Origin of the sequence: Streptomyces sp. NPDC052023, assembly GCF_044548465.1 — a bacterium.
Lineage (GTDB): Bacteria > Actinomycetota > Actinomycetes > Streptomycetales > Streptomycetaceae > Streptomyces.
The window spans coordinates 1-24,828 of the sequence record NZ_JBIUBW010000027.1; the positions used below are offsets into that span (position 1 = coordinate 1).

Annotated in this window: 26 protein-coding genes and 1 tRNA gene; 18 read left to right on the forward strand and 9 right to left on the reverse strand. The window is 67.7% G+C overall.

The genetic code is table 11. The features are described 5' to 3' along the window. Positions 1 to 267: 267 nt before the first annotated feature. Positions 268 to 963, reverse strand: a complete 696-nt coding sequence (locus ACIHCM_RS33950) for an SMI1/KNR4 family protein (protein ID WP_399904662.1) — start codon at positions 961 to 963, stop codon at positions 268 to 270. A 197-nt stretch (positions 964 to 1,160) separates the two neighbouring features. Between ACIHCM_RS33950 and ACIHCM_RS33955 the strand changes: the two genes are divergently transcribed. Both ACIHCM_RS33955 and ACIHCM_RS33960 read left to right on the forward strand, forming a co-directional pair. Further along, positions 1,161 to 1,553: a hypothetical protein gene (locus ACIHCM_RS33955; RefSeq protein ID WP_399904665.1), complete on the forward strand. Its 393-nt coding sequence runs from the start codon at positions 1,161 to 1,163 to the stop codon at positions 1,551 to 1,553. Between the two features lie 472 nt (positions 1,554 to 2,025). Continuing rightward, positions 2,026 to 2,388 (forward strand): hypothetical protein, encoded by a 363-nt coding sequence (locus ACIHCM_RS33960; protein WP_399904668.1) that lies wholly within the window; start codon positions 2,026 to 2,028, stop codon positions 2,386 to 2,388. Positions 2,389 to 2,543: 155 nt separating this feature from the next. Here ACIHCM_RS33960 and ACIHCM_RS33965 read toward each other — a convergent pair whose 3' ends face one another. Further along, complete coding sequence (locus ACIHCM_RS33965; protein ID WP_399904671.1) at positions 2,544 to 2,915, reverse strand: GIY-YIG nuclease family protein; 372 nt, start codon at positions 2,913 to 2,915, stop codon at positions 2,544 to 2,546. Positions 2,916 to 4,519: 1,604 nt separating this feature from the next. Between ACIHCM_RS33965 and ACIHCM_RS33970 the strand changes: the two genes are divergently transcribed. After that, the gene (locus ACIHCM_RS33970; RefSeq protein WP_399904674.1) at positions 4,520 to 4,894 is read left to right on the forward strand and encodes a hypothetical protein; all 375 of its coding nucleotides are present in this window, start codon (positions 4,520 to 4,522) and stop codon (positions 4,892 to 4,894) included. A gap of 472 nt (positions 4,895 to 5,366) precedes the next feature. On the opposite strand, the gene ACIHCM_RS33975 is transcribed toward ACIHCM_RS33970, so the two are convergent. The 3 genes from ACIHCM_RS33975 to ACIHCM_RS33985 form a co-directional block, all read right to left on the reverse strand. Continuing rightward, on the reverse strand, positions 5,367 to 7,025 hold the full coding sequence (locus tag ACIHCM_RS33975; protein WP_399904677.1) for a DUF262 domain-containing protein: 1,659 nt from the start codon (positions 7,023 to 7,025) through the stop codon (positions 5,367 to 5,369). A 454-nt stretch (positions 7,026 to 7,479) separates the two neighbouring features. After that, positions 7,480 to 7,728, reverse strand: a complete 249-nt coding sequence (locus ACIHCM_RS33980) for a hypothetical protein (protein WP_399904680.1) — start codon at positions 7,726 to 7,728, stop codon at positions 7,480 to 7,482. After that, positions 7,725 to 8,846, reverse strand: a complete 1,122-nt coding sequence (locus tag ACIHCM_RS33985; RefSeq protein ID WP_399904683.1) for a DUF1152 domain-containing protein — start codon at positions 8,844 to 8,846, stop codon at positions 7,725 to 7,727. The genes ACIHCM_RS33980 and ACIHCM_RS33985 overlap by 4 nt, the downstream gene beginning before the upstream one ends. Positions 8,847 to 8,945: 99 nt before the next feature. On the opposite strand from ACIHCM_RS33985, the gene ACIHCM_RS33990 reads away from it, so the two are divergent. The 13 genes from ACIHCM_RS33990 to ACIHCM_RS34050 all read left to right on the forward strand — a co-directional run bounded on the left by ACIHCM_RS33990 (position 8,946) and on the right by ACIHCM_RS34050 (position 17,481). After that, positions 8,946 to 9,686: a GntR family transcriptional regulator gene (locus ACIHCM_RS33990; RefSeq protein WP_399904686.1), complete on the forward strand. Its 741-nt coding sequence runs from the start codon at positions 8,946 to 8,948 to the stop codon at positions 9,684 to 9,686. Between the two features lie 280 nt (positions 9,687 to 9,966). Beyond that, positions 9,967 to 10,407 carry an ATP-binding protein gene (locus ACIHCM_RS33995; protein ID WP_399904689.1) on the forward strand — a complete coding sequence of 147 codons (441 nt, stop codon included), beginning with the start codon at positions 9,967 to 9,969 and terminating at the stop codon, positions 10,405 to 10,407. A gap of 92 nt (positions 10,408 to 10,499) precedes the next feature. Further along, entirely contained in the window at positions 10,500 to 11,228 is a 729-nt protein-coding gene (locus tag ACIHCM_RS34000; protein WP_399904692.1) for a GntR family transcriptional regulator, read from the forward strand. A 132-nt stretch (positions 11,229 to 11,360) separates the two neighbouring features. Beyond that, entirely contained in the window at positions 11,361 to 11,711 is a 351-nt protein-coding gene (locus ACIHCM_RS34005; RefSeq protein WP_218516142.1) for a hypothetical protein, read from the forward strand. A gap of 5 nt (positions 11,712 to 11,716) precedes the next feature. Then, a complete protein-coding gene (locus ACIHCM_RS34010) occupies positions 11,717 to 13,090 on the forward strand; it encodes an FtsK/SpoIIIE domain-containing protein (RefSeq protein ID WP_399904696.1) in 1,374 nt (457 codons plus the stop codon). Between the two features lie 81 nt (positions 13,091 to 13,171). Beyond that, the gene (locus ACIHCM_RS34015) at positions 13,172 to 13,828 is read left to right on the forward strand and encodes a DUF2637 domain-containing protein (RefSeq protein WP_399904699.1); all 657 of its coding nucleotides are present in this window, start codon (positions 13,172 to 13,174) and stop codon (positions 13,826 to 13,828) included. A gap of 19 nt (positions 13,829 to 13,847) precedes the next feature. After that, positions 13,848 to 14,039, forward strand: coding sequence for a hypothetical protein (locus ACIHCM_RS34020; protein ID WP_399904702.1), 192 nt, complete (start codon positions 13,848 to 13,850; stop codon positions 14,037 to 14,039). Next, complete coding sequence (locus tag ACIHCM_RS34025) at positions 14,039 to 14,230, forward strand: mobile element transfer protein (RefSeq protein ID WP_196461279.1); 192 nt, start codon at positions 14,039 to 14,041, stop codon at positions 14,228 to 14,230. The genes ACIHCM_RS34020 and ACIHCM_RS34025 overlap by 1 nt, the downstream gene beginning before the upstream one ends. 10 nt (positions 14,231 to 14,240) lie before the next feature. Further along, positions 14,241 to 14,435: a hypothetical protein gene (locus ACIHCM_RS34030; protein ID WP_351223068.1), complete on the forward strand. Its 195-nt coding sequence runs from the start codon at positions 14,241 to 14,243 to the stop codon at positions 14,433 to 14,435. Positions 14,436 to 14,461: 26 nt separating this feature from the next. After that, positions 14,462 to 14,719: a SpdD protein gene (locus ACIHCM_RS34035; RefSeq protein WP_399904707.1), complete on the forward strand. Its 258-nt coding sequence runs from the start codon at positions 14,462 to 14,464 to the stop codon at positions 14,717 to 14,719. Between the two features lie 131 nt (positions 14,720 to 14,850). Next, on the forward strand, positions 14,851 to 16,155 hold the full coding sequence (locus tag ACIHCM_RS34040; protein ID WP_399904710.1) for a replication initiator: 1,305 nt from the start codon (positions 14,851 to 14,853) through the stop codon (positions 16,153 to 16,155). After that, the gene (locus ACIHCM_RS34045; RefSeq protein WP_399904713.1) at positions 16,148 to 16,330 is read left to right on the forward strand and encodes a helix-turn-helix domain-containing protein; all 183 of its coding nucleotides are present in this window, start codon (positions 16,148 to 16,150) and stop codon (positions 16,328 to 16,330) included. The genes ACIHCM_RS34040 and ACIHCM_RS34045 overlap by 8 nt, the downstream gene beginning before the upstream one ends. After that, positions 16,330 to 17,481 carry a tyrosine-type recombinase/integrase gene (locus ACIHCM_RS34050; RefSeq protein WP_399904716.1) on the forward strand — a complete coding sequence of 384 codons (1,152 nt, stop codon included), beginning with the start codon at positions 16,330 to 16,332 and terminating at the stop codon, positions 17,479 to 17,481. Before ACIHCM_RS34045 ends, ACIHCM_RS34050 begins: the two co-directional genes overlap by 1 nt. Positions 17,482 to 17,549: 68 nt before the next feature. Here the strand turns inward: ACIHCM_RS34050 and ACIHCM_RS34055 are convergent. The 3 genes from ACIHCM_RS34055 to ACIHCM_RS34065 all read right to left on the reverse strand — a co-directional run bounded on the left by ACIHCM_RS34055 (position 17,550) and on the right by ACIHCM_RS34065 (position 21,417). Then, a tRNA-Arg gene (locus tag ACIHCM_RS34055) sits at positions 17,550 to 17,625 on the reverse strand. Between the two features lie 471 nt (positions 17,626 to 18,096). Beyond that, positions 18,097 to 19,770 carry an IclR family transcriptional regulator C-terminal domain-containing protein gene (locus ACIHCM_RS34060; protein WP_399904719.1) on the reverse strand — a complete coding sequence of 558 codons (1,674 nt, stop codon included), beginning with the start codon at positions 19,768 to 19,770 and terminating at the stop codon, positions 18,097 to 18,099. A 363-nt stretch (positions 19,771 to 20,133) separates the two neighbouring features. Beyond that, positions 20,134 to 21,417 carry a M6 family metalloprotease domain-containing protein gene (locus ACIHCM_RS34065; RefSeq protein ID WP_399904722.1) on the reverse strand — a complete coding sequence of 428 codons (1,284 nt, stop codon included), beginning with the start codon at positions 21,415 to 21,417 and terminating at the stop codon, positions 20,134 to 20,136. Between the two features lie 330 nt (positions 21,418 to 21,747). Between ACIHCM_RS34065 and ACIHCM_RS34070 the strand changes: the two genes are divergently transcribed. Beyond that, positions 21,748 to 22,392, forward strand: coding sequence for a TetR/AcrR family transcriptional regulator (locus ACIHCM_RS34070; RefSeq protein WP_399904725.1), 645 nt, complete (start codon positions 21,748 to 21,750; stop codon positions 22,390 to 22,392). A 299-nt stretch (positions 22,393 to 22,691) separates the two neighbouring features. After that, the gene (locus ACIHCM_RS34075; protein ID WP_399904728.1) at positions 22,692 to 24,221 is read left to right on the forward strand and encodes an MFS transporter; all 1,530 of its coding nucleotides are present in this window, start codon (positions 22,692 to 22,694) and stop codon (positions 24,219 to 24,221) included. Positions 24,222 to 24,287: 66 nt separating this feature from the next. Here the strand turns inward: ACIHCM_RS34075 and ACIHCM_RS34080 are convergent, their stop codons facing one another. Further along, positions 24,288 to 24,827 carry a MarR family winged helix-turn-helix transcriptional regulator gene (locus ACIHCM_RS34080; protein ID WP_399904731.1) on the reverse strand — a complete coding sequence of 180 codons (540 nt, stop codon included), beginning with the start codon at positions 24,825 to 24,827 and terminating at the stop codon, positions 24,288 to 24,290. Between the last annotated feature and the right edge of the window lies 1 nt (position 24,828).

Sequence of the window (24,828 nt, forward strand, 5' to 3'; positions counted from 1 at the left end):
CCTCCCCGAGAAGTCCACGCCGAACATGTGAAGTTGCGAGCCGTCGCGTGAAATAGACAGTCAGATCCCTGTCCGAAGAACACGAGGCCCCTCAGAGCGTTGTACGGGGCCGTTCACCTGCGTTCATGGGCGGTTGGCCACCGCCGCGGGGACGGCTCCGGGTCTCATCTGAACGAGGTGAACGGGCCTGAACGAGACGGGAACTGAGACGGCCCGGCGGATGGTCGAGCCGTCTCGGGGGTCGTGTGGCCATGACTCGCCGGACAGTCACTGGTCGGAGATGAACTGCGGGCGGGACGGGGGGTCGACCGTCTTGTCCCAGGCGCGGCACTCCGCGTCGTCGAGCCAGTCCAGATACCACTCCGCGAACGACACGTGCCGCGTTTTGCCGCCCCGTTCGACCGGCACCACGCCTTCGCCGACGGCTCGTACGTCGTCCCACATGGTGCCGCGCTGGGGGCCCGTGACCACGAGGAGCGAGTAGTACGCGCAGCCCTGGGAGCTGATGCAGAGTGTGCCCTCGGTGAGCGCGTCGTACAGCTCCTCGTGGCGAGCCTCCCAGGGCGCGTACACGGCGGCGAAGGCACCGTCGTCCGGGTGGTCGGCCCGCTGGGGCTCTGCGCACTCGTGCTCGTCGAGCTGGGCCGTGAGCTCGGGGCGGAAGGGCAGCGCGCAGCGGCCGGTGGCCGGCCGGGCGCCGGGCCCGACCGGCTTCATCGGGAAGAGCCCGTAGTCGGGGCCCGTACCGCCGGCCCCCACCTCCAGGAGGAACGTGCGGTATTCCTCGGGGAGTTCGGTTCCGAGCCGCCGCTCCACCGCCCGCAGCTGCTCCTCGGTCAGGACGGGCAGCAGCTCGAAGTTGTGGCCGTGGCCCTGGAAGTCGGCACCGAACACTGCCCTCCAGCGCGGAGCCTTCCGCAGGGCGAGCACGCGCTCCCGCACTCCGGCCCAGGTCCCCGCCATCACTCCACCTCCGAAACAAGCGGCCTCGGTTGCGGACCAGGATCTCAAGCCGAGGGGCCGACGTGACGAGAACACATCATGCGCCGTCGTCCCCCATGGTAAAAAACGTGCTTCAGGCCGAGAGACGCCGGTCGTTGAGGACGCGTGCCGACTGCGGATGAGACGGACAAGTCCGCGCGCAATGATGGGGGAGCGACATGACGGCACCACAGAACGGTGTACCGGGGAGACAGCCAGAGCGAGGTGAGTCGGGTGGTCAGTACGTACCCGGTTGCCTTCCGGCGCTGATAGGGATCGGGGCTCTGATATTCGCAATCGTATCCCTCGTCTTGAATCTGGGATTCGACCCGAACGCGGCGCCGGACTGCGGCGGCGAGACGATGACCCCTGGCCAGAGGTGTGCCGACTACAGCGGAAACGACGGCGGCGGCACCTACGAGGAGATGCAGGAGAAGGAAAAGGAGTCTCACGACAACAGAATCCGCATCTACAGCATCGCTTTCCCCCTCGCCATCCTGTGCTTCGCCCGCACCCTGTACGTCTGGTTCAGGCCGACCCGGGGTCGCCAGCCGGACGGAACCGTTGCTTGACCGGCTGAGGGCCGCGCACCGTCGCACCTGAGCGTGCCGGTCTGCACGTTCGATCTCCGGGCTTAGGCATGGCGTTAAGGACAACCCAGCGCACCGCGACGAGGAGTCCACCGGAAGCTAGCCGGGAGCTAATGGTGCGGTTGTGGTGCGCCAGCCGCCCACCGGTCTAGACAACAAAGAACCCCCGGGTCGATGACCTGGGGGTTTCGCGTGGAGCGGGTGACGAGAATCGAACTCGCGCTCTCAGCTTGGGAAGCTTGGGTCTTCTGTCGGCAGTTGCTGCGTCGGCCTGCGGCGGACTGCCCCTGGGGCCTGACTGGCTGGCGCCCTGGTCCCCGTCATTCCCCGTGGTTCCCTGCACGATCTGGCACGGTTCTGGCACGACCTCTTCGCCCGCTTCTAGGAGTACGGGGCGGTGCCTGGCCGGTACGATGCGCAGGCTGAGCAGCGTCCACGCGGTGGGGGAGGGACAGTGAGGATCAAGGATCCGGAGTACCCGGCAGCGGTCGAAGCGGCCGTGGAGATCCTGCGGAAGCGGGCCCGGCAGGGACAGACCATCACGTACGGGGAGCTGAGCGCCGAGTTGGCGGCGCAGGGCTTCGACTCCATCCCGCCTCACCGCGGAGTCATGACCTACCTGCTCAAGGATGTCTGCCTCCACCGCAACGAAGACGGACGAGCAGCGATGCTCTCGGCGATCGTGGTGAACAAGGCCAGCCGGGAGCCATCCGACCAGTTCTCCGGCCTTGCCCGAAGCTTGCCCTTCTCCCGGCCGGCTAACTGGAGCTGGCGGGACGAGCAACAGCAGGTGTTCGCTCAGTACCGCGAGGAATGACGTCGGTCCTCGACACCCGCTTTAGGAGTTCGATCGCAGCGCGGCGCGGCGTGCCGGAACGGGGCCTGCTGGCCGCTCGCCGATCCGGTTGTAGCCGCTTCGGTGCACCGTCGTTCGCCGCCGTTGATGTCAGTTGGTGATGTCAGCCCCACGGGCTATGCGCTGATTTCCAACTCCCTTGCTCGCTGGCGGGCTTGGGATCTCAATTCCTTGAGGCGGCCGTGGAACGGGTTGTGACGGTTCTGGTCGAGGTTCAGAGGCAGGTCGAGTTGAGAGATGAGCTCCGACTCCATGGTCCACGGTTCGTCATGCTCGATCCAGCACACTCGGGCGCTCTCCGCCATCCACTGACTGAGGGCGGCTTCCCCTGCCTTGCCGAAGGTCATGCGCTTCCCGCTGCCTACGCGGCGCAACTCAAGCCCGAGCAGGCAACCAAGGGTGAGGCGAAGCGTTGATCCGGCTGCATTGCCTCGGTAGTGATACCGCACGCGCTTGCGCAGGTTCTGTGTGCTCGTCCGGTTCGCCATGTGTCTCGGGGCTATACCAACGTAGAGCAGGCGCCCGTCAGCAAGGTCTGCGCAGGGAGCCTTGTCGAAGTGCCACCCGTAGACCCCGGCCGCCGCCGGCACTGGGCTGGGACGCGCCATGACCTCCTGCGCCGACCACAGCCGATCCGGTTCGGTGAGAGCAGCATGGGCCACAGAGCCTCCAAGGTCGGCGGAGTGATGGCCGCAGGCTACTGGCTGACTTCATGGGCCGCGGTTGCGGATCGGATACCGCAACCTTGTAAGGGCGGACGTGATCAGCACCGGGGGTGCCCGGGTCACTGCGGCGGTAGCGGCAGTCCAGGTGAACAGCGCGTCTCAGCTACGGCGAGCCGTAGTTGACCGTGGTTGACCGCACGATGTGGCACGTTCCGAACGCCGAAGTGCTTAAAGGTTGTCCCGCAATCCCATTGAGGGCGACCGCACGGCCATCCACGGCGCCGACTCGGGATGATTCGAGTCGACTTGTCACACGAGGGCGAAGGGCGCAGAAGCGGACACTTTGCCCGCGCCAAGACCGGGCCCGAGTTGCGGGACAACCTTTAGTAGGCGCTGGGGCAGGGCGCCGAGGACCGCCGCTGACCTGCTCGTTTTCGGAGGCCGTGACACAAGATCCGGCCACTTCGACACGTACTCGACGGGATCCTATAACTGGCTCGCTTGCAATGTGTCAAACTCAGAGCGGGGAGGGCGGTTGTTGACCCAGGGGGTGTCGGGACTGCTACCGCAGACATCTCATGGATGCCTCCGGGGGTCGCGTCGGTCGTTGACCATCGGTGGCGTTCGACAGCTGCTGCTCCTCAGCGGTCTTTGCTGATCAGTTCGAGCACTTTCAGGGGGAAGGCATCATGACCGAGATCATTGCAGCCATCGTTGGTGGAGTGTTCGCGCTCGGAGCTGCTGTCATCACTGTGCGGTGGACGCGATCGCGCTCGGCCGGTGACCCCGCGACGACCCGGCCAGACTCGACCAGTAATGACGGATCGGGCAGCCCGACGCCGACGACGCCCCTAGCGAACGAAATTCCCCACCGGGACGCGTCCATCAATGCTGGGCAATATATTCAGACTAACAATGGAACGGTTTCGCAGACGAACTACCGAGACGGTAAGCGGTGAGACTTCCGACAGGCATACCGTCGGGATTGCTTGACACGATCTACGCGGTTCTTCGCGTCATCCTGGCGATATTGCTGGTCCTATTCGGTGTCCAGCTGATTCGGTATTATTTCCCTAATGCGCTCCCCGAAGCCGTTGAGCTTGTCGAGTACACAGTGCAACTCTCATCGGATGAGTACGTTGCTGAGTTCGTACGCGATCGCTTACTCGTCTTCGCTATTGTTGGCGTCGTTTTTGTCCTGTGGGTCACGCACAAGTGGCCTACTCTTATCAAGACGGTAGGTCAGGCGCTTAACCCGTTCGCGAGAATCGGTGTGGCCACCGTTTCAGCCGTTGCGGCCGTTCTGGTGGCGCTTATTCTTGCGGGCCCCCTCGGCCAGTCACGATCTAAGGGTGGCTGTGAGTCCTCATTTAGCTTCACCTGGGATAGCGCGCCGTCGATTGTAAGCAATACGGAGTGCGCAGGGGGTGGCAGTGACGGAGATTCCCGCAATTGACCAGTATATCCAAACGAATAATGGAAGCGTCTATCAGACGATCATCAAGAACGAGGCAATCGACGAGGAGACCAAACGGCAAGTGCGGCGCCTTGCAGTCGCTTCGCCTGATATGCTTTCTAAGTTGGATGCGATGTTGAAGGACTCCGGCGACGTGAAGTCTGCGGCTGCGATCGTTAGGGAAGCCGGTGACATCCTGACAAGCACGGCCAGCGGACCCACAAGGTTCACCGACGAAGGTGACGACCCGATGTTTCCCGGCAAGGGGGAGCGAGAGCTACGGAAGGCGATAGCCGTCCCATTCTTGCTGCTTCTACTTATCGCTGCCCTGATTCTATGGCTGTGATGGTATATGCAATGGTGACTACTGTCTCTTGCCTACAGTTTCGTTGAGGTGTGGTGCGCGGGCGTAGGCACGCTTTTGCTGCGATCGACAACCGGTCGGCGAGGACTATTGCTAACCTAGGGTCGGCTTCTGTCGTTGTTGGTTGTGGTTCGCGTGGCGTCGCACGGCCCAGAGACGGCCCGTCCTTTGACTCAGGGTGGTGTCAGCGGAACAGTTCGGGCACAGGGTCTCTCGTGTGCGACGTATCCGGCCGGTCGGCCCGTCTCCACCAGACCTGTCGACCGGCGTACCGCTATCGTGAGCGGCAATCCGCCGGCCACTGTCCTCCCTACCCGACAGCGGACTGCGCGCGCGGCTTGCGCCCAGGGCAGCTCTGAGTGTCATGAGTTATGCAGCGACTCCAACGGAGTGACCTCTATAGAAAGTCCTTCTCCGGCGACCGATGGAGCAGCCCTGCCACGCTCATGACCTCCTATCTGTAGGGCCATGCTGCGACAGCAAGCTTGGACAGCTCCACTGCTCGGGCGTCGGAATCGGCAAGTGTCCAGGTGGTGTTCTCCCCAAGCTCACGCGTGAGAAGGAATTTCGACTGTCGATACTGGAGCGCCTTCTCCGTAAAAGACTTGTCTGCCAACTTTCGATTCAGAGTGCGCTCAAGCAGGGTGTAATTCTTCAAGCTATCCTTGCCAGCCTGGAAGCGCTCATAGTCCGCCGACGAAGAGAAGTCGGCTGGTGCTGAGCTTCTTGCTAGAACATGCTCAACAGATACCGACTTACCACTCCAGTCCGGCTGTGCTTCAACACTCACGCCAAGTTGAGCCAAGCGCTGACGTTCCAGTTGTGCGAGTAGGTATTTAGCCCTCCCTGTACTCACAGCACCTGATGAAATTACAGCTTGACGAAATTCCTGATCTGTGGGGATTAGTTTGGCCAAAGACTCGAAAACATGATCCTGAGTCTTCGACTGTCCGGAAGAAACTGCCACGGCAGCGTCGCTGAATGCCTCTTCTGCAGTTCCGCCACCGAGTCGTCCAGCGAACCACGCCCGAACAGACCAGCCAGCGATTTTATTTACCATCTTGGCCGCTGGTGTGATCTCCCAGCTATTAAGAATGGCCAAAAGGAGAGGCATGCTGGATTCGAATCCAAACCTACGGAAAGCCAGAAGTGAATCCCTTACGTCAACATCGGTTCGGCCCCAGAATTCGCTATCGGGTTCTCGGATTGCAGTAAACGGCTGCAGTCCGTCTTCAAGGCGCCCGACGTAGTCACGAACCCTCTTCTGCCCCCTTCCGATACTCGACTGCAGTACCTTGTAGAGCTTGCGTGTCGTCACTTTCCCTTCGCGTGACGAGTGCTCATGCCTGATGAACTTGACTAGGTCCTCGGGTTTGTCAAACGCGCTCGCGATTACTGACCACTGCTGCTCGACATGGTCCAAGTAAGCCCTGGACTGACTAAACAAGTAATTCTTCAGAAGGTCTGCGGTGGTAAGATCGGCACCCCTGTCGTTGAGCGTCTCGAAAATCACATACGCTTCGGGGAGTCCGGAAGCCACAGCGAGCAGCACTTGCACGCTCTTATCCAGGTGCGTCACTACATTGACTAGGTCCCTATAGTGAGCCTCGGATGGTGCAATTTCCATCAGATGAGAGAGGCATATACTGTAACAAGTAACGATCGGATGTTTGCCGTCTGCCGGTACTTCACCAGCTAGAATTCCCTCATAAACGCGGACATCTTCCGCGTTAAGCTTCAACCGTGTTACGTTGTCTTCTTCTTCCAGGTCGAAAGTGCGAAGAAAATTCTTGTCGATCACGTTGGCTGGTTCGAGCTTATTTAGCTGTCGAAGCCTGTCGCGTACCGCTGTCACCAAGATTGCCGTGGTCGTAAGGCGTTGTTGGCCATCCACAATGCTCTGTCGACTAGGGTCTGCAGCGTCATCAGCAAGGACAACCGTGCCCATAAAGTACGGCTGGGACTCACTTCTAGCGATTTTCAGGTCATCCAAAAATTCAGTTACATTGGACGGTTCCCAGGAGTACCCTCGCTGAAATCGTGGCACGCTCAACAGGCGATCTGAAAGCAGGTGTGCCAGCCGATCGTGTCCAAACTGTGCGGGATCCGCCACTGCAATTCTCGCCTTCTATTCTTGTCTTGGTCAGCGCTTCGCTGGCACGTTGGTAGCCGCTTACTGCGCCGGTGTCATGCAAGGATCTTGCCCTGAATCGATGCCGCTGTCAGCCAATAGCCAGGATCGAGGTCGGTGGAGTGGCTTTGGGCTGGAGCTGCTTTGGGGCGAGTGATCATGGCCCCGTAAGCTGATGGCGAGTCGGGCAGTCTGTGGACCTGCCCGGTAAAGCACGACGTTGGGGCCATGATCTTAGAGGCTCGCCCCAAAGTGGCTGCCTAAAGCCGCGGAGCCGGCCGCCCCAGCCACAGAGGGTGTCTCCCCCCTTCATGCCCGCAGCCGCCGAGCGCGCCGCCGGGCGCGGCCAGCCGGGGCGCAGACAGGAGGCAGGCCGCGCCGCAGAGGCGGCGCGCGCCCGCGCCGTGCGCGGGCCTTGAACCCGTAAGGAAGGTTGTTACTCAATCGGCGGCTGTGTCTCGCACCGGTTTGCTGTGGCGGCTGTGATGCCGCGGGACTGTGCTGCGGCTCGTTGAAGAGCGGTGGCCACTTGCTCGGCTGCGTCGGCGGTCAACAGGATCTCTTGCGTCCAGAGGATCGAGAGACGGATGTCGCCGTTGAGCAGGTTGGTGGCAACGTCGACTTCCGTGCCGTTGCCAGTGGCGTCCTGCACGTGCAGGTCCGGATCGCTGCTGAACGCACTCATGGTGCCGGGCTTGTGTGGTCGGTGCTGGCAGCTGTGATGCGCCACAGCGGGGCGGCGTACTGCTCCGGTCTGCTGTTGATGAGCAGCTGGCGTAGGGCCTCGCGCTGGGTGCCGTCGAGGTTCAGCGCTTCTGTGAGTCGGCGGAACGTCGTGTGGGTGACTCCGCGGCTTCGTGCCTCCGCCTCGAACTGGTCGAGTTGGGGCAGCAGCGATTCGGCGGCGAGCTGCGTCGGCCGCTGCTCCTTCAGCCATAGGGCCTTGTTGCGTTCGTAGTCGATCTCCGAGAAGCCGCACACTTCGCGGCTGAGTGCCTCGACCTCGTCCAAGGCGGCCGTCGTCATGATCGTGCGGGCCAGCTGGTTGCGGCTCAGGGCCTCGTCCAGGTCGACTTCGTGGATCGTCGGGCCCTCGTCGGTCAGGGGGATGGGAAGTCCTGCATCCCGGACTTCGCATGTGCCCCGTACTCCTCGGGCCGTTGCCGCGAGCATCCCGGTCGCCTCGGACGGGTGCCACTCCAGGACCGAGCTGACCGGCTCCACATCCCTGGCTGTGAGGGTGTGGACAACCGGGCCGAGCAGGCCGCGCATGTCGTCGAGTGGGAGTTCCCCGTCCAGTCCCGGGCCTGCGATCAGCAGCCGGATGGGCGCGTTCACCTGGGCGCACGCCGCCAGTGTGACGGCGTCCGCGAGTGGGCTCTTCAGCGTCGGCTCGTCACCCTGCGCCAGTGCATCGCCGCCCACGTCCAGGAGGTCGATCGACTCAGGCTGCAAGTGGCCGACTAGCTCTTCAAGTTGGCGTGTGACACCTTCGGCGCCGTGTCCTGGATCGAGCAGTGCGAAAGTGGGCGGGAGCTCTGCCGCGAGCCGGGGGAGCGTGGAGCCTGCCGGGGCGATCGGGCGGGCCTGCGCCGGCACTTTCCATACGGCTGGGGTGATGGGCTCAAGGCCGGTGAAGTTCTCGGGTCCTCGGGGGCCCGGTACCGGGTCGATCAGCAGGCGGTCCCAGGCGTACGTGAGGATCACCGCCCGGCCGTTGTCGTCGCCGTAGAGGGCGGCGTCAAGCATTGCGGCGGCGACTGCGTCGCCACCTCCTCCTGCTGCGACGATCAACCGCGTCATGGGGCCAAGACTACGGGGTCCGGTATTGACCACTCACCCTATAGTGGCTAGAGGCCATAGCCACTTTGCCGCCGGTGCGGCGCTGGACGAGGAGGGCGCATGCCCAAGATCGAGGAGGCTCAGCCGAAGTATCTCCAGATCGCGCACTACATCCGCGATCAGATTCTTCGGGGCGACTTGCGGCCAGGGGATGAGGTTCCCTCGGAGCGCCAACTGGCGGCGGATTGGGGAGTGTCCAGGCCGACGGCGGCTCGTTCGCTGGAGGCGCTGAGTCATCAGGGGCTTGTCGAGAAGCGGCAGGGTTCGGGCACGTACGTGCGGAGCCTCGAAGTGAACCGGCGTGCTCGTGAGTTGTACGGCCGCGCTCGGCAGACGGGGAAGATCTACACGCCCGGCGAGTACGCGGTCATCACGTCGGCCGGCTGGCTGGAGGCGCCGGATTACGTGGCTGAGGCACTGGGCCTGGTGAAGGACCGTCGGGCTGTTCACCGTCGGCGGGTGACCAACAACCAGGACGGGCCCATCACCTTGTCCACCTCGTGGTTCTCGCCGGATGTCGGTCAGCGCGCGCCCAAGCTGCTGGAACCCGAGAGGATCCAGGAGGGCACCCTGATGTACGTCGAGAACATGACTGGGCGACAGGGCAGTTACGCCGAGGATCGCATGTGTGCCCGGACGGCGACGGACGAGGAGGCGGCTGACCTACAACTCGGCGCCGGGTCTGCCGTTTTGGTCGTGCATCACGTCGTCTACGACCTCCAGGACCGGCCGCTGGAGTTCGCCGAAGCCACCTATCCGCCGCTGCGTTGGGCGTTCGAGCAGGGCTACCCGCTCTCCTGACGGACAGCCAGCCAGTTGAGGCGAACCGCTTGCGTCGCGAAGTGGCTAATGCCACTATCCAAAAAGTGGCTAAGGCCACTTCATCGGAAGGGGGCACGGTGTGACGAGTCGGCGGCCGGATCAGGGCACGCACTTACCTTGCCGGGGTTGCCGAGGGCGCGGATGGAAGCGCGTCGGCTCGCGTACGACCCTGGCGCTTGCCACCGCCGCCGACCGCACCCGTGCCGCATCGAAGCGGCGCTGCCCCGACTGCGACGGCAGCGGCAAGGAGTGAGCACGGATGGCCAACTACGAGATCGACCGCTATCCCTCTGAGGACTCACCGCGACTCGGGGCGATGACCTTGCACCCTGTCGCGGAGTCCGTGCCTCGGGCCCGGCGCTGGTTCCGGAAGTTCATCGCTCCCTACAACCCGAGCTGCTCGGTCGACGACTGCGTGCTGATGATCTCGGAACTGGTCACCAACGCCATCTCCTACGGTCGCGCCGACGACCCCTGGGTCGTCCGGGTGGAGTGGTTCCGGGAGGGTGCTGCACTCCGCGTCGAGGTGCACAACCCGGGATTTCCGGCGAGCGTGCGGCTGCGGCGCCCCGACGCCAATGACGCGCACGGACGCGGGCTGCTCCTGGTCGACTCCATCGCCGACTCCTGGCATCACGGGCCCAGTCGCTTCGGCGGAACAGTGGTCTCCTTCGAGATGGCCGATGCCTGGCCGTCATGAACGCAATACCCTCCGCTGGTACTGCGCCGGCGGAATCGTCGCTAGTCTGGTTGACCAGTTGACTTGGCCAATCTCGACAGGCGGCGGCACACATGGCGTATGACGTGGAGGCACCGAAGTACGTTCGCCTCGCTCAGACCATTCAGCGCCGCATCGAGGACGGCACGTACCCGCCCGGCACCCGCGTGCCCAGCGAGAACCAACTCGTGCAAGCTTTCGGGATGTCCCGTCCCACCGTCGTCCGGGCGCTGGAGCTGCTGAAGCGCGACGGCTGGCTTGAGTCCCGGCAGGGGTACGGAACCATCGTGCGTGGCCGCCCGGCCGTGGTCGAGCAGAAGGACCGCAGGGGGGGTGAAGCGCTCGCGCGCGACGAGTCGCAGGCTCCAGGGCGGCTGGTCGAGGTTGGCTACGTCCCCGTGCCGGCGCGAGTCGCCTCCGTGCTCGGGCTGCCCAAGCGGGCCAAGATCCTCATGCGCCGTTTCCTTGTCGCGGACGACGGCGAACCGGTTGAGCTGGTCTCGTCGTACTTCCCGGCCGGCCTGGTCGAAGGGACCGAGCTGGAGAGTGCCGAAGCGCTGAGCGGCGGCACCCGTGCGCATCTGGAGGCTCGGAAGAAGGTCCGCTTCGACCACGTGACGGAACGGGTCTCGGCCCGGCTGCCCGAGCGTGCCGAAGCCGAGCTTCTGGACCTTCCGGACGGCGTTCCCGTCCTGAGTGTGCTGGTCGTGGCATGCGACGCTTCCGGTCAGGCGCTGCAAGTCTCTGACGTGCTGCTGCCTGCCGACCGGCAGGAGCTCGAAGACACCTACCGCCTGAACTGACCCTAATCCGCGGACAGTTCCTCTCAACTGCCGCTCGGTTCGCACTTGACAAGTCAACCTGGTATCCCTAGCTTCGGACTTGCTAAGTCAACTTGTCAGGTGGCAGGTTGATCGACTCAGAAGGAGAAATCTGTGCGCGTGATCCGCGTTGACGCCTCGACCGCAACGATCCTGCTCACCGAAGCCCCGGCGCCGAAGGTGCGCGACCGGCAGACCGGCGAGATCGCCAAGGACGCCGTGAGCGGTGAGGCACTGATGACCGTCGGCGTCGTTTACATCGACGAGGGCGAGTCGTCGCTGATCCAGGTCACCATCCCCGAGAGCGGTGTGACGGACGGCCTGACCGTCGGCGCCCCGGTCTCGCTGCCCGGCCTCGTCGCCCGACCCTGGCAGAGCGTGTTCAACGGCCAGCAGCGGCACGGCATCGCCTATCGGGCCACCGCCGTTGCTCCGGGCGCCTTCTCGATGGACCAGGCGGGCTGATCGTCGTGGCTGACCTGGTGACGTGGGCCGAGCTGGGCGGGTCGCTCGCTGCGATAGGCGGCGCGGCCTACGCCCGGCACGCTCACCCGGCGGCGTACTGGTCCACGGTCGGGCTGCCCGTCTCGGTGGCCCGGTTGTTGGCCTCGTACTCCTCGACCATGGACGCGTGCGGTCTGACGGTCGAGCCGTCCCGGTTACGGGCCCTGGCCGTCAAGGCGACCACTCGCCGTGAGGTCCGGCCGGTGCCTCCGCGTCGGGGCATGATCCGGCCCACCTCGACCGGCCTGAGGCTCCGGCTGCGCCTGGCTCCGGGGCAGGAACCGGCGGACGTGGCAGCCTCGGCCGAACGGCTGCGGCACGCGTGGGGCGTGCACGCCGTGTACGTCCGGGACGTCAAGCCCGGAGTCGTGGAACTGCGGCTCGTCGGCTACGACGTCCTGCGCAAGGTACGGATGCCCCGCCGGACCGACGCCGGTCCGCTCCGGGTGCCGGTGGCCCTGCGGGAGGACGCAACCGCCTTCGTCCGGGACTACCGGGCCGTACCTCACGAACTCGTGCTCGGCGCCACGCTGTCCGGCAAGTCCATGTACCTGCGGAACCTGCTCGCAGGGCTGGCCGCTCAGCCGGTGGTGCTCGTGGGGATCGACTGCAAGCGCGGTGTGGAGCTGTCGCCGTTCGCCCCCCGGCTCTCCGCCCTGGCCACCGACCCGGAGCAGGCGGCCGAACTGCTGCCCGTACTCGTCAAGGAAATGGAGGGCCGATACGACCTGATCAAGGCCCGGCAGGGCATCGCGCCCGGCACTCCGGCCGAGGAGATCACCTCCGACGTCTGGGGCCTGCCGGAGGACGAACGCCCGGCACCCATTGTGCTGTTCATCGACGAAGTGGCCGAACTCTTCCTCGTCGCCACGAAGAAGGAGGAAGAGCGGCGGGACGAGATGGTCACCCAGCTCATCCGGCTCGCCCAGCTCGGCCGCGCGGCCGGCATCTACCTTGAGGTCTGCGGGCAGCGGTTCGGCGCCGAGTTGGGCAAGGGCGCCACCATGCTCCGAGCCCAGCTGACCGGCCGGGTCTGCCACCGCGTGAACGACGAAGCCTCCGCCAAGATGGCGCTCGGCGACATCGCCCCCGAGGCGGTTACGGCCGCCTGTGCCATCGCTGCCGAGCTGCCTGGCCTCGCCGTCGTCGGTGACACGTCCGGCGGCTGGTCTCGCATCCGTACTCCGTACGTGTCCCTCGCCGACGCTGCGGCCACCTGCCGCGACACGGCGCACCTCGCTCCGGACGTTCCAGCGCTCGCAGCGTTCCGGCCGTACGCACCCCCCGTGCCGGTGAAGGAGTCCGGTCCCGTGGCCACTCCTCAGCCGGTCACCGAGTAGCCCACCCCGCTCCAACGGTCGGCGCGGCCGTCCCGCGCCAAGTCCCTACCCCACCCATGCCTGGAACTGGAAGGAGTAGCCGTGCGCGCCCTGCCCATCCGCGTGGACGCCGTACTCGTCCAAGCGCTGATCGCCGCCGCGCTGTCCTTCGCTCACCTGCATGACCTGGCGCTGGCCGCCGGACAGGACGGCTGGAAGGCGTGGGCCTACCCGGTCTCCGTCGACCTGCTGATGGTGGCTGCCTGGCGGCGACTCCGCTCCGGCGAGGCGAAAGCGGCCGGGTGGTGCTGGTTCCTCGTAGCACTGGCCGCCTCCCTCGGCGCCAACGTCGCCACCGCCGGACTGCTCGATCTGGACGACGTACCGGCCTGGCTGCGGATCCTCGTCGCGGGCTGGCCCGCGGTCGCCTTCCTCGGCGGCACCCTGCTCGCCCACGGAGCACCGAAGCCGACCAAGGCTGCGGTAACGGCATCCGAACCGCCCTCGGCAGCAGCAGTGCCGGAACCTACCGCCGCAGAAGTCGAACCGCCCTCCACAGCGACCGAACTCCCTGCCGCCTCCTCCGCGTCGGCTCCGTCCTCACCTTTCCCGGTGCCGCCCGCCCTCGTCGCCATGGCCCGCAAGGTCGCCGACGAACACCGCGCCCGGACCGGAACACCCATCGACACCTCGACACTGCGCGCCCGGCTCGGCGTCCCGATGCCGCTCGCCGAAGCGATCGCCGCCCAACTCACCTGACCCCGGAGGACCTTCCACCGTGCGCCCGTCCACGCTCCGCGCGCTCAAGCGCGCTGCCGAACTGACCCGACAGAACCGCCTCACCGAAGCCGTGCTGATCGCCGAGCCAGTGATCCTTGCCGCCGACACCTACGAGGGCGACGAGATCTTGCGCTGGCTCGCCGACCACGTCACCGACTTCACCGGCGAAACCGACAAGGAGACCCTCTGATGCCCGCCAACCGCCGCTTCCGCCGCGTCGTCCGCATCGGCCCCGTGCAGGTCGCCACCTACTACGACGGCCGAGGCCGCGAGAAGCACACCGCCGCCTGCACGGCACCGCGCTGCGGCTTCTCCACCGACTACGACACCCGCGCCGCCGCCGAGCTGGCCGCCCGCACCCACCGCTGCCGCGTCCGCTGAGGAGACCCCTGTGACTGTCTCTCTGCCGCTCGTCTTCGTCCTGGGCGTCATCGCCTGGGCCGCCATCAAGTTCCTCGGCATCCGCCTCTGGGTCGCCGTCGTGATCGCCCTGTTCGGCTTCTGGCTCTCGCACACCTTCCTCGCCCCCGCCATCGAGTCCGGCACCCGCTCCGGGGTCGACGTCGTCAACGGCACCCGCGAATGACACCCCGACCGACAAGGAGTCCAGCCATGTTCCGCCCCAAGCTGCCCAACACCCCGCACGTCCCGAGCATCACCCCCCACATCCCGCAGGACCACGCCCCGGCCCCCTCCGCCGGCCGCCCGATCGCCCCGTTCGTCGGGGTCGGCGTCGGCGCGGTCGCCGCCGTGGTCGTCGTCGGCGTCGTCCTCACGGCGCTTTTGGCGGCCGTCGCCGTCTCGGCCGTGTCCGTGGCCATCGCCGCCGTCGTCCTGCGCTCCCTCGTCAACGGCGCGAACAAGCGCTGACCGGCCGCCGGGGCGGCAACAAGCCGCCAAGCATCCCGCCGCCCCGGGGCCGACCCTCCCAACCGCCGAAACAGCCGAAAGGAAGACCCATCATCACCCGGCAGACTCCGCCCCCGCTGGCGGAACTCTCCATGCTGGCCTCCCTCGGCACCATGCCCGAGCTGGCCCGCCAACTCTCCACGCTGGGCGGCTGCACCCGCCCCGTCCGCCTCGACGGCCACCGCACCGAATACGCGGTCGACACCACGACCGGCGAGATCGGCAGCGTCCTGCACTACCTCGACTCCGCCGCCCTACCCGCCGGTCAGCTCCTCGTCCGCTGCAACAACCGCCGAGCCACGCGCTGCGCGGCCTGCGCCGAGACCTACCGTCGCGACACCTACCACCTGATCACCGCCGGACTGCGCGGCGGCAAGGGCACGCCCGAACAGGTCGCCGTCCACCCTCGCGTGTTCGCCACATTCACCGCCCCGAGCTTCGGCCCGGTCCACAACCGACCTTCCAGCGGACGGCCCTGCCGCTGTGGTGCCCGGCACGACGACACAGACCAGGACCTCGGCACGCCCCTCGACCCGGACACCTACGACTACGAAGCGGCCGTGCTCTGGAACGCTCAGGCCGGGGCCCTGTGGCGGCGCTTCTTCATCTACCTCCGCCGGGAAGTCGCCAAGCGCGCCGGACTCACCCAGCGCGCCTTCCGCGACCACGCCCGGATCTCCTTCGCCAAGGTGGCCGAGTACCAGAAGCGCGGCGCCGTCCACTTCCACGCAGTCATCCGCCTCGACGGCCCCGAGGGCGGCGACACCGCTCCTCCGGCCTGGGCAACGGCCGAGCTGCTGACCGATGCCATTCGCGCAGCCGCATCCGCCGCACGCGTCAGCGGACCGAACGTCGACGGCCGGGCTCACAGCTTCACGTTCGGCCGTCAGCTCGACGTCCGCCCGATCCGCTCCGCCGACTTCGACGACGGCCAGGAGCTGACCGAACGGGCCGTAGCGGCGTACATCGCCAAGTACGCCACCAAAGGCGCCGAGACGGCGACCGGCACCCTTGACCGGCCGATCCGCTTCCTCGCCGAGCTGGCCGGAGCCCGAATCACCGACCACGCCCGACGCCTGATCCGCACCGCCTGGACCCTCGGCGCGCGCCCCGAGCTGGCAGACCTCCGCCTGCGGGCCTGGGCCCACATGCTCGGCTTCCGCGGCCACTTCTCCACCAAGTCCCGCCGCTACTCCACCACCCTCGGCGCCCTCCGCGACGCCCGCGCCGAATGGCGCCGCGCCCAAGCAACCCCACCCGCACCGCAGGACGGCGAAACCACCCTCGTCCTCGCTCACTGGGTCTTCGCCGGGACCGGCCTGAGCGCTGGTGAGGCCTGGCTCGCCGCATCCCTCGAACCCGCCCCCGGAACGGAAGGAGAGCCCACCCATGCATGACGACGAACTGCTGACGGTGCCCGACGTGATGGCGCGGCTCAAGCTCGGCCGCTCCACGGTCTACGAGCTCATCCGCTCCCGTCGTCTGCCCTCGATCACCATCGGCCGCTGCCGTCGCATTCCGGCTCGGGCTGTCCGCGAGTACATCACCCACGAATTGGAGGCGGCTGCCTGATGGCGCAGCAACGCAAGCGGAACCCCAACGGGGCCGGCACCATCACCAAGCGCAAGGACGGCCGTTTCCAGTGCGCGGTCTACGTCCTCCAGCCGGACGGCACCCGTGCCCGCAAGTTCGCCTACGGCAAGACCTGGGCCGAGTGCGACGCCAAGCGCCGGGAGCTGCTCGACAAGGTCGACCAGGGCGTGCCTGTCCCCACCCGGTCGGCCAGGCTCGCTGAGTGGTTGCCGTACTGGCTGGACAACGTCATCAAGCCCCGCCGGAAGCTCAGCACCTACGACAAGTACGAAGCGCATGTTCGGCTCTACATGGTGCCGCTGCTCGGGGCCAAGCGGCTCGAATCCCTCGGCGTCGCCGACGTGCGTCGCTTTCTCGTCCGCCTGGAGAAGGAGACCACTGCGGCAACCGCCAAGGAGTCGCACCGCGTTCTGCGGTCGGCGCTGTCCTCCGCATGCCGTGAGGAACTGATCACGCGCAACGTCGCCAAGCTCGTCGAGCCGCCGCGCACCGACAACCGTGAGTTGAAGCCATGGACCCTCGACGAGACGCTCAACTTCTTGACGGCCTCCCGCAAAGACCCGCTGTATGCGGCCTTCGTGCTCGCCATCGCCATGGGCCTCCGCCGGGGTGAAATCGTCGGTCTCCGCTGGTCGGACCTCGACCTGGAGAACCGCGTCCTCTACGTCCGCCAGCAGACGCAGCGCCGTCGGGGCGTCCTCTACGACGACGATCCCAAGAGCCGTCGTCGTCGGGCCGTCCCGCTGCCCGCGCTGTGCATCGCACCCCTGCGCTGGCACCGGATGCGGCAGGCTGCGGCTCGGGCGAAAGCGGGGGAGACCTGGCGTGAGTCGGATTACGTCTTCACCACCCGCACTGGCCGCCCGGTCGAGCCGCGGAACGTCTACCGCTCCTTCACCCGCGTCGCCCGGTCCGCCGGCCTCCGGGTGATCCGGTTGCACGATGCCCGGCACGGCACAGCGACGCTCCTGACGGCGGCTGGGGTCGCGCCCCGGGTGGTGATGGAGATCCTGGGGCACTCCCAGATCAGCATCACCATGGACGTCTACACGCACGTCGTCCAGGACACCCAGCGCGAGGCGATGAGCCACATGGACCGGCTGCTCAGGAAGCGCCCCGGTCGTCAGTGACCGTGCTCGTTGATGTCAAAGCTGGATGTCAAAGGCCCCGGACCATGATCGGTCCGGGGCCTTTTGGCTGGTGCCCCCGGCAGGATTCGAACCTGCGACACCCGCTTTAGGAGAGCGGTGCTCTATCCCCTGAGCTACGAAGGCGCAGCTGTCCCTGACCTGGATCAGGGTGCTCGGTCCACAGAGTACCGGATCAGGGGTTGGCCAGGCGGGTGGGCCGGGTGACCGTGCGGTATCTGCCACGGTCACCTGCGAAGCCCGCAGCTCAGCCGCCGTGCACCGGTAACGGAATACCGCAGCGGACGGCCGCCCGCGCAGGGGCGACGCAGCCCGCGACTCGCCCGCGGCCCCGCCCCGCCGGGCACCGCAGGGCCCCGCGGCCGGCTCATGGCCCCGCGCCCCGGGTGCCGAAGTCCCCCCGATTAGCCCGCAGCATCGCGCCCCGGGTGCCGAAGTCCCCGCGATCAGCCCGCAGCATCGTGCCCCGGGTGCCGAAGTCCCCGCGATCAGTGCGCAGCATCGTGCCCCGAAGGCCGGCGATCAGCCCGTGGCCCAGCGCCTCGAGCGTTGGCGCCCGAGCAGTCCCCCGGCACCGCGCGAAGTACCCCCGCCCCGCTAACTGACCCCCACGATTCCGAACCGCCCCACCACATGCAGATCCGCCTCGATCGCGTCCGCTGTCTCCCGCAGAGCCGGGACGAGGGTGGTGATGCATTCCTCGAGGGTGTGCCGGGATGTGTGCATCGCTGTGTTGAGGGCCGCCACCGCGTGGCCCGTGCGGTCGCGGACCGGTACCGCCAGGGAGCGCAGGCCCTCCTCGAGTTCCTCGTCGACCAGGGCGTAGTCCTGGTCCTGGACCTCTTGCAGGGTGCGGGACAGGGCCCGTGGGTCGGTGAGTGTGCGGGAGGTGAGCGGGTGCAGGGGGCCGGGGGTGCGGGCGGTGGGCGGGAGGTCCGCCAGCAGGACGCGGCCCATGGAGGTGGCGTACGCGGGCAGCCGGGTGCCCACGGTGATGTTCACGCTCATCACCCGCGCCGTCGCCACCCGCGCCGTGTACTGGATCTCGTCGCCGGCGGCCGTCAGCACGGCGAGTGACGTCGACTCGTGGATGCGCTCGGAGAGTGCCGCGAGGTGCGGGGCGGCGATGTGGGGGAGGGAGGTGCGGGACAGGGCGGGGTAGCCGAGGCCGAGGACCCGGGGGGTGAGGGTGAAGGAGCCGGGGCGGGACTGGGCGACCAGGCCCAGGTGCTCGTAGGTGATCAGCGCCCGGCGTGCGGTGGCCCGGGCCAGGCCGGTCGCCTTCGCCACCTCTGTCAGGGTGAGCTCCGCCCGGCCCTCGCCGAACGCGGTGAGTACGGTCAGGCCGCGCGCCAGCGACTCCACGAACTCCCGGCCCAGTTCCTGCTTCGACGCGCCCGTCCAGGTCGCGAGCCCCGAGGGGGCCGGGGCGGGCTCCGGGCGGGGCGCCGTGCGCAGTTCCTCCTCCATCGCCGCCACCGCCGCGCGCAGCCGGGGCAGCAGGGTGTCGCGCAGGCCGGCCGCGGTGTGCCGGCTGGTGTGGCTGACGACGCTCGCCGCGCACACGATCCGGCCGGTACGGGGGTCGCGTACCGGGACCGCCACCGCCACAAGGCCCGGCTCGATCAACTGGTCGTCCAGCGTCCATCCGTTCCGCCGGGCCTCGGCCGAGCGGCGCGTGAACTCCTCTGCGGGCAGCGGGTGTTCGGCTGCGGGTACGGCCGGGAAGTCGTGGTTCTGCGGCTCCGCCGCCCGGCGTGCCCGCCAGCGCTTCCAGTCCTCGGCCGTCCATTCCGTCGCGAACAGCGGCCCCGGCGCGGTGCGTTCGGCGGGCAGCAGGTCGCCGATGCGGAAGCTCAGGGACATCGCGCGGCGGCGGGTGGCCTGGTGGATGAAGCGGATGCCGTCTCCGTCGGCGACCGCGAGGGACACCGACTCGTCCAGTTCGTCGGCGAGGGCGTCCGCGCGGGCGCCGAGCAGGGCGGGCAGGCGGAGGGCGGCCAGATAGGCGTTGCCGAGCTCCATCAGGCGGGGGGCGAGGACCGCGTCGCGGCCGTCCAGGCGGACGTAACCCATGTGCGCGAGGGTCGAGGTGATGCGGTCGACCGTGGAGCGGGCGAGGCCGGTGGCGCGTTCCAGCGCGCTCAGGCTCAGGGTGCCGCCCGCCTCCGTCAGCTGCCGCAGTACGGCGATCCCGCGGATCAGCGGAGTGACCGCCTCGTCCGGCACGGCCGGGGCGGTGGCCTCCGTCAGGGTGGGGTTGGCGGGCATCTTCTCTCCGGTACGGCACGTACGGCGATCGCGTCTCCGATGCGGCGATCGCGGCAGGCCTACGGTAACTGCGGTTTCCCGCCCCGTGTCCGGCCCCGCCTCGCGTCCCCCCTCGCCCCGCGCGCGGTCCTGCCCAGCTTCCCAGCTTCCCGGCTTCCCGGCTTCCCGGCTTCCCGGCTTCCCGGCTTTCCGGCTTTCCGGCTTTCCGGCTTGCCTCGCGTGCGGCCCGGCCCGCAGCCGGGTTTGCCTCGCGTCAGGTCTCGCCCCGCAGCCGGGTTTGCCTCGCGTCAGGTCTCGCTCCGCAACCGGGTTCGCCTCGCGTCAGGTCACGCCCCCGCAGCCGGCCTGCCCGCTGCCGTCGCCCTACCGTCGTGTCACCCGCACAGTGTGGTTCCCCTCCATGTCCGCTCCCGCGACCACGATCCGTATGCCCCGCTCCCGGTCCTCGAAGGTCTCCCCGGGGGTGAAGGTGGCGTCCGACAGTTCCGCGTGGACGTTCGGGCTGCGGGTGCAGCCGCCGCTGTCGCGGCGGGAGTCGTACACCCGCACCGGGCCATGACCGGTGTCCACCTCCGCGTCGACCTTGTAGATCAGCAGGCCCGGCCGGCAGACGGTCTCGTCGTTGCCGCCGCGGGTGCGCAGCTCGACGGCGTACCCGGTGCGGCGGTCGATGGGTATGAAGATCAGCTTGGCTCCGCCCGTGAGGGCCAGGGGGGTCAGCGTGTGTTCGGTGGTGCCGGGGGAGGACAGGCAGTGCACCTGGGCCGCGTCCAGCCAGCCCAGCTTCCACTTGTGCCAGCCGAGAAGGTCGTTGTTGGCGCCCCAGTCCTCGCTCATGATGTCCCAGTGCCCGACCGCGCCCCCGCCTTCCTGGGTGTAGAGGTCGGGGAGGCCGAAGACATGGCCGTTCTCGTGGGGCAGGACGCGGTAGCCGGTGTCGGCGTAGGTGCCGGAGCCGTCGTCCTGGCGGGAGTAGACGAACGAGGCGTTGGCGACGGGCACCCCGTCCGCCGTGGGCGCCTCGTCGTTGCCGGCGAAGGTCACCGACAGGACCGTGTCCAGCGCCGAAGGGCCCGCGTTCGGGGTCACCAGCACGTTCAGCAGGTCGTACTCGCGGAAGTCGACCTTGGGGTCGGCCGCGGCCACTATGTCCCGCACCAGCTGCCGGTAGCCGGGGTCGAAGGGGGCGCCGCGTTCTATGCCGTACTCCTGGAAGGACTTCGGCATCCGCAGCCAGTCGGCTATCGGTGTCTCCGGGCGGTAGTCCAGGCGGCCGTAGGAGCTGGTGCGAAACCATTCCTGGGTCTGGGGGAAGAACTCGTCGAACCGGTCCAGTGCGTCGCCCTTGCCGGGGGCGTCCGTGAAGTCGACCATCACCGTGAGCGCGTGGACGGTGCCGGTGGAGCGGGAGTAGCCGCCCGGGGTCGGTATGCCCTCCGACATCTGCACGTCGGCCTTGCCTCTGATCATGCAGGGCCCGTGGGTGGAGGAACGGACGAGGTCGGTGATCGGCCGCGCACCCGCCGTCGCCGAGCCCACCGTGTGGTGGCCTGTGCCGGCCGAGGTGCTCACCGCCAGGGTCACTGCGGTCACGGCGCCGAGCGCGGCCGCGCGGCGCGGGCGTATCCGACGGCGGGAGGGCTGCATGCATGGACCTTTCGCTCCAGGCAGCCACCCGTCTCCGGCTGCACCCTTGCGATTCACCCTGTGCCGGGTGTGCCGCGGGCGCGCGCTGGAGCCGACCGATCGTGGGTTTGCGGTGAGTAAGCGCAGGTCAGGCGGGGTGTGATCGCACCGATGGGGCTATGTGACGCGGGTCACAAGACTTCTTTCGGCGGGTGGGAAATAACCGGGGATCGTTTCCCCGTTTAACCTCACGTCCGAGCGAAACGGGGGATCACTCCCCGGATCGCGCCACCGACCGGCCTCACCCCGACCACCCTCACCCCTAGTCAGCCACTCATCGAGGAGTACGCCGTGCAGACCGCCACCCCCGAGCGACGCAAGGCGACCCGGCCGCGCGCCGACGCACTGCGCAACCGGGAGCGGATCGTCACCGCCGCCCGCGAGATGTTCGTCGAGCACGGCCCCGACGTGCCGCTCGACGAGATCGCCCGCCGGGCCGGCGTCGGCAACGCCACGGTGTACCGCAACTTCCCGGACCGCGACGCCCTGGTCCGCGAGGTCGTCTGCTCGGTCATGGACCGTACGGCCCAGGCCGCCGAGCTGGCACTCGCCGAGACCGGCGACGCCTTCGCCGCCCTGGAGCGCTTCGTGCACGCCTCCGCCGACGAGCGGGTCAGCGCGCTGTGCCCCATGATCGCCAGCACCTTCGACGAGCACCACCCCGACCTGCTGGCCGCGCGCGGCCGTGTCGAGCAACTCGTCGGCGAGGTGATGGCGCGTGCCAAGGCGGCCGGGCAGCTCCGCACCGACGTGGGGGTCGGCGATCTGATGGTCGTCGTCGCCCAGCTCAGCCGGCCTCCGGCCGGCGCCGCGTGCCTCAGCGTGGACCGCTTCGTGCACCGGCATCTGCAGATGTTCCTGGACGGTCTGCGCGCACCGGCGCGCTCGGACCTGCCGGGCACGGCCGTGACCTTGGAGGACCTGCGCCAGGCCTGACAGCCGACCCCTTCCGTTTACTTCCGTTCTGTTCCGTAGCCGGTGGCTCATAGCCGGTGGCTCATAGCTGGTAGCTGGTAGCTGGTAGCTGGTAGCTGGTGGCTGGTGGCTCCGGGCGTTCCGTCAGCTGGTGGCTCCGGTCGTGCCGTAGCTCGTGGCTCCGGTCGTTCGTTCGCCTTCTTCTCTCTCCCTTCTCTCGCCCTTCTTCTCTCGCCCTCCTTCTCTCGCCCTTCTTCTTTCGTTCTTCCGTCTTCCTTCCCGCCCCTTTTCCGTCCCGAAGTCCCGAAGTGGGTACACCCATGTCTGAAACAGCCGTCAAGGCTCCCGGCGTCCCCGACGCCAACCGCTGGAAAGCGCTCGTCTTCATCGCGCTCGCCCAGCTGATGGTCGTCCTCGACGCCACCATCGTGAACATCGCCCTGCCCTCCGCTCAGCAGGACCTCGGCATCTCCGACGGCAACCGGCAGTGGGTCGTCACGGCCTACGCCCTCGCCTTCGGCGGTCTGCTGCTGTTCGGCGGCCGGATAGCCGACCTGTGGGGCCGCAAGCGCGCCTTCGTGGTCGGGCTGGCCGGCTTCGCCCTGGCCTCCGCGCTGGGCGGTGCCGCCACCAACGAGGCGATGATGTTCGGCGCCCGCGCCCTCCAGGGCGTCTTCGGCGCCCTGCTGGCTCCCGCCGCGCTCTCGCTGCTCGCCGTGATGTTCACCGACGCCAAGGAGCGCGCCAAGGCCTTCGGCATCTACGGAGCCATCGCCGGTGGTGGCGGCGCCGTCGGCCTGATCCTCGGCGGGTTCCTCACCGAGTACCTGGACTGGCGGTGGACGTTCTACGTCAACATCCCGTTCGCGGTGGTCGCCGCGGCCGGTGCCTGGTTCGTCATCCGTGAGCCCGAGGGCGGCCGCAACCGCTCCCCGCTCGACATTCCCGGCGTCGTTCTGTCCACCCTCGGCCTGGTCGCGCTGGTCTACGGCTTCACCCGCGCCGAGTCCGAGGGCTGGAGCGACTCCGTGACCATCACGATGTTCGTCGCGTCGGCCGTCCTGCTCGCCACCTTCGTGTTCGTCGAGTCGCGGGTGAAGGCCCCGCTGCTGCCGCTGCGCGTGATCACCGAGCGCAACCGCGGTGGCGTCTACCTCTCGCTCGGCCTCGCGATCATCGCGATGTTCGGCCTCTTCCTCTTCCTGACCTACTACCTCCAGGTCGTGAAGGGCTACTCGCCGGTCAAGACGGGCTTCGCGTTCCTCCCGATGATCGTGGGCATGATCACCGGCTCCACCCAGATCGGCACACGTCTGATGACGCGGGTCGCCCCGCGCCTGCTGATGGGCCCCGGCTTCCTGGTCGCCGCGGTGGGCATGCTGCTGCTGACCCAGCTGGAGATCGGTTCCTCGTACGCCGCCCTGCTGCTGCCGGCGATGCTGCTGCTCGGCCTCGGCATGGGTACGGCGTTCATGCCCGCGATGTCCCTGTCCACGCAGGGCGTCGAGCCGCGCGACGCCGGTGTCGCCTCCGCGATGGTCAACACCTCGCAGCAGGTGGGCGGCGCGATCGGCACGGCCCTGCTGAACACCATCGCCGCCTCGGCGACCACCTCGTACATCGCCGACCACATCGGGTCGGCGACCTCCCGCTCGCAGCAGCAGCTCGTCCAGCTGGAGGGCCAGGTGCAGGGCTACACCAGTGCCATCTGGTTCGCCGTCGGCATCCTGGTGGTCGCCGCGGCGATCGCCCTGACCCTCGTCAACGCCGGCCGCCCGGACATGAGCGCGGTGACCGGAGCGGGCAAGGGTGCCGAGGACGAGGTGCCGGTTCCGGTGGTCGCGCACTGACCCCCTGACGGGCCTCGCCCCGACGTACCCCTCCGGGCGTACTTTCTTCGGGCGATGAGTACGACCTCAGCGAAGCCAGGGCAGATCCGCCCCGGCCTCGCTGGGCTGAAGTCCCTCGGCGACGATCCGCATGATCTCGCCGAGGGACTTCTGCTGTTCCGGGGTGAGCCGCTCGAACAGTGCCTGCCGGACCGCCGCCACATGGCCCGGTGCCGAGCGCTTCAGCACCTCCAGGCCCTGCTCGGTCAGGACAGCGAACTGGCCCCGCTTGTCGGAAGGGCAGTCCTCGCGGCGTACCCAGCCGTTCTTCTCCAGGCGGGCGACGGCGTGCGAGAGGCGGGAGCGGGTGATCTTCGCGTGCATCGCCAGCTCGGTCATCCGCAGCCGGCGGCGCGGGGACTCGGCGAGCTTGACGAGCAGGCCGTAGTAGACGTGCGGCATGCCCGCGTCACGCTGCAGCTGGCGGTCGAGATGGTCCTCCAGCAGCGTGGCCGCCTCGAGGTACGAACGCCAGACGCACTGTTCCTCGTCGGTGAGCCAGTTCGGTTCGTCGACGGGCGCGGACGCGGGTGTGGATGCGGGTGCGGGTGCGGGTGCCGGCTTCATG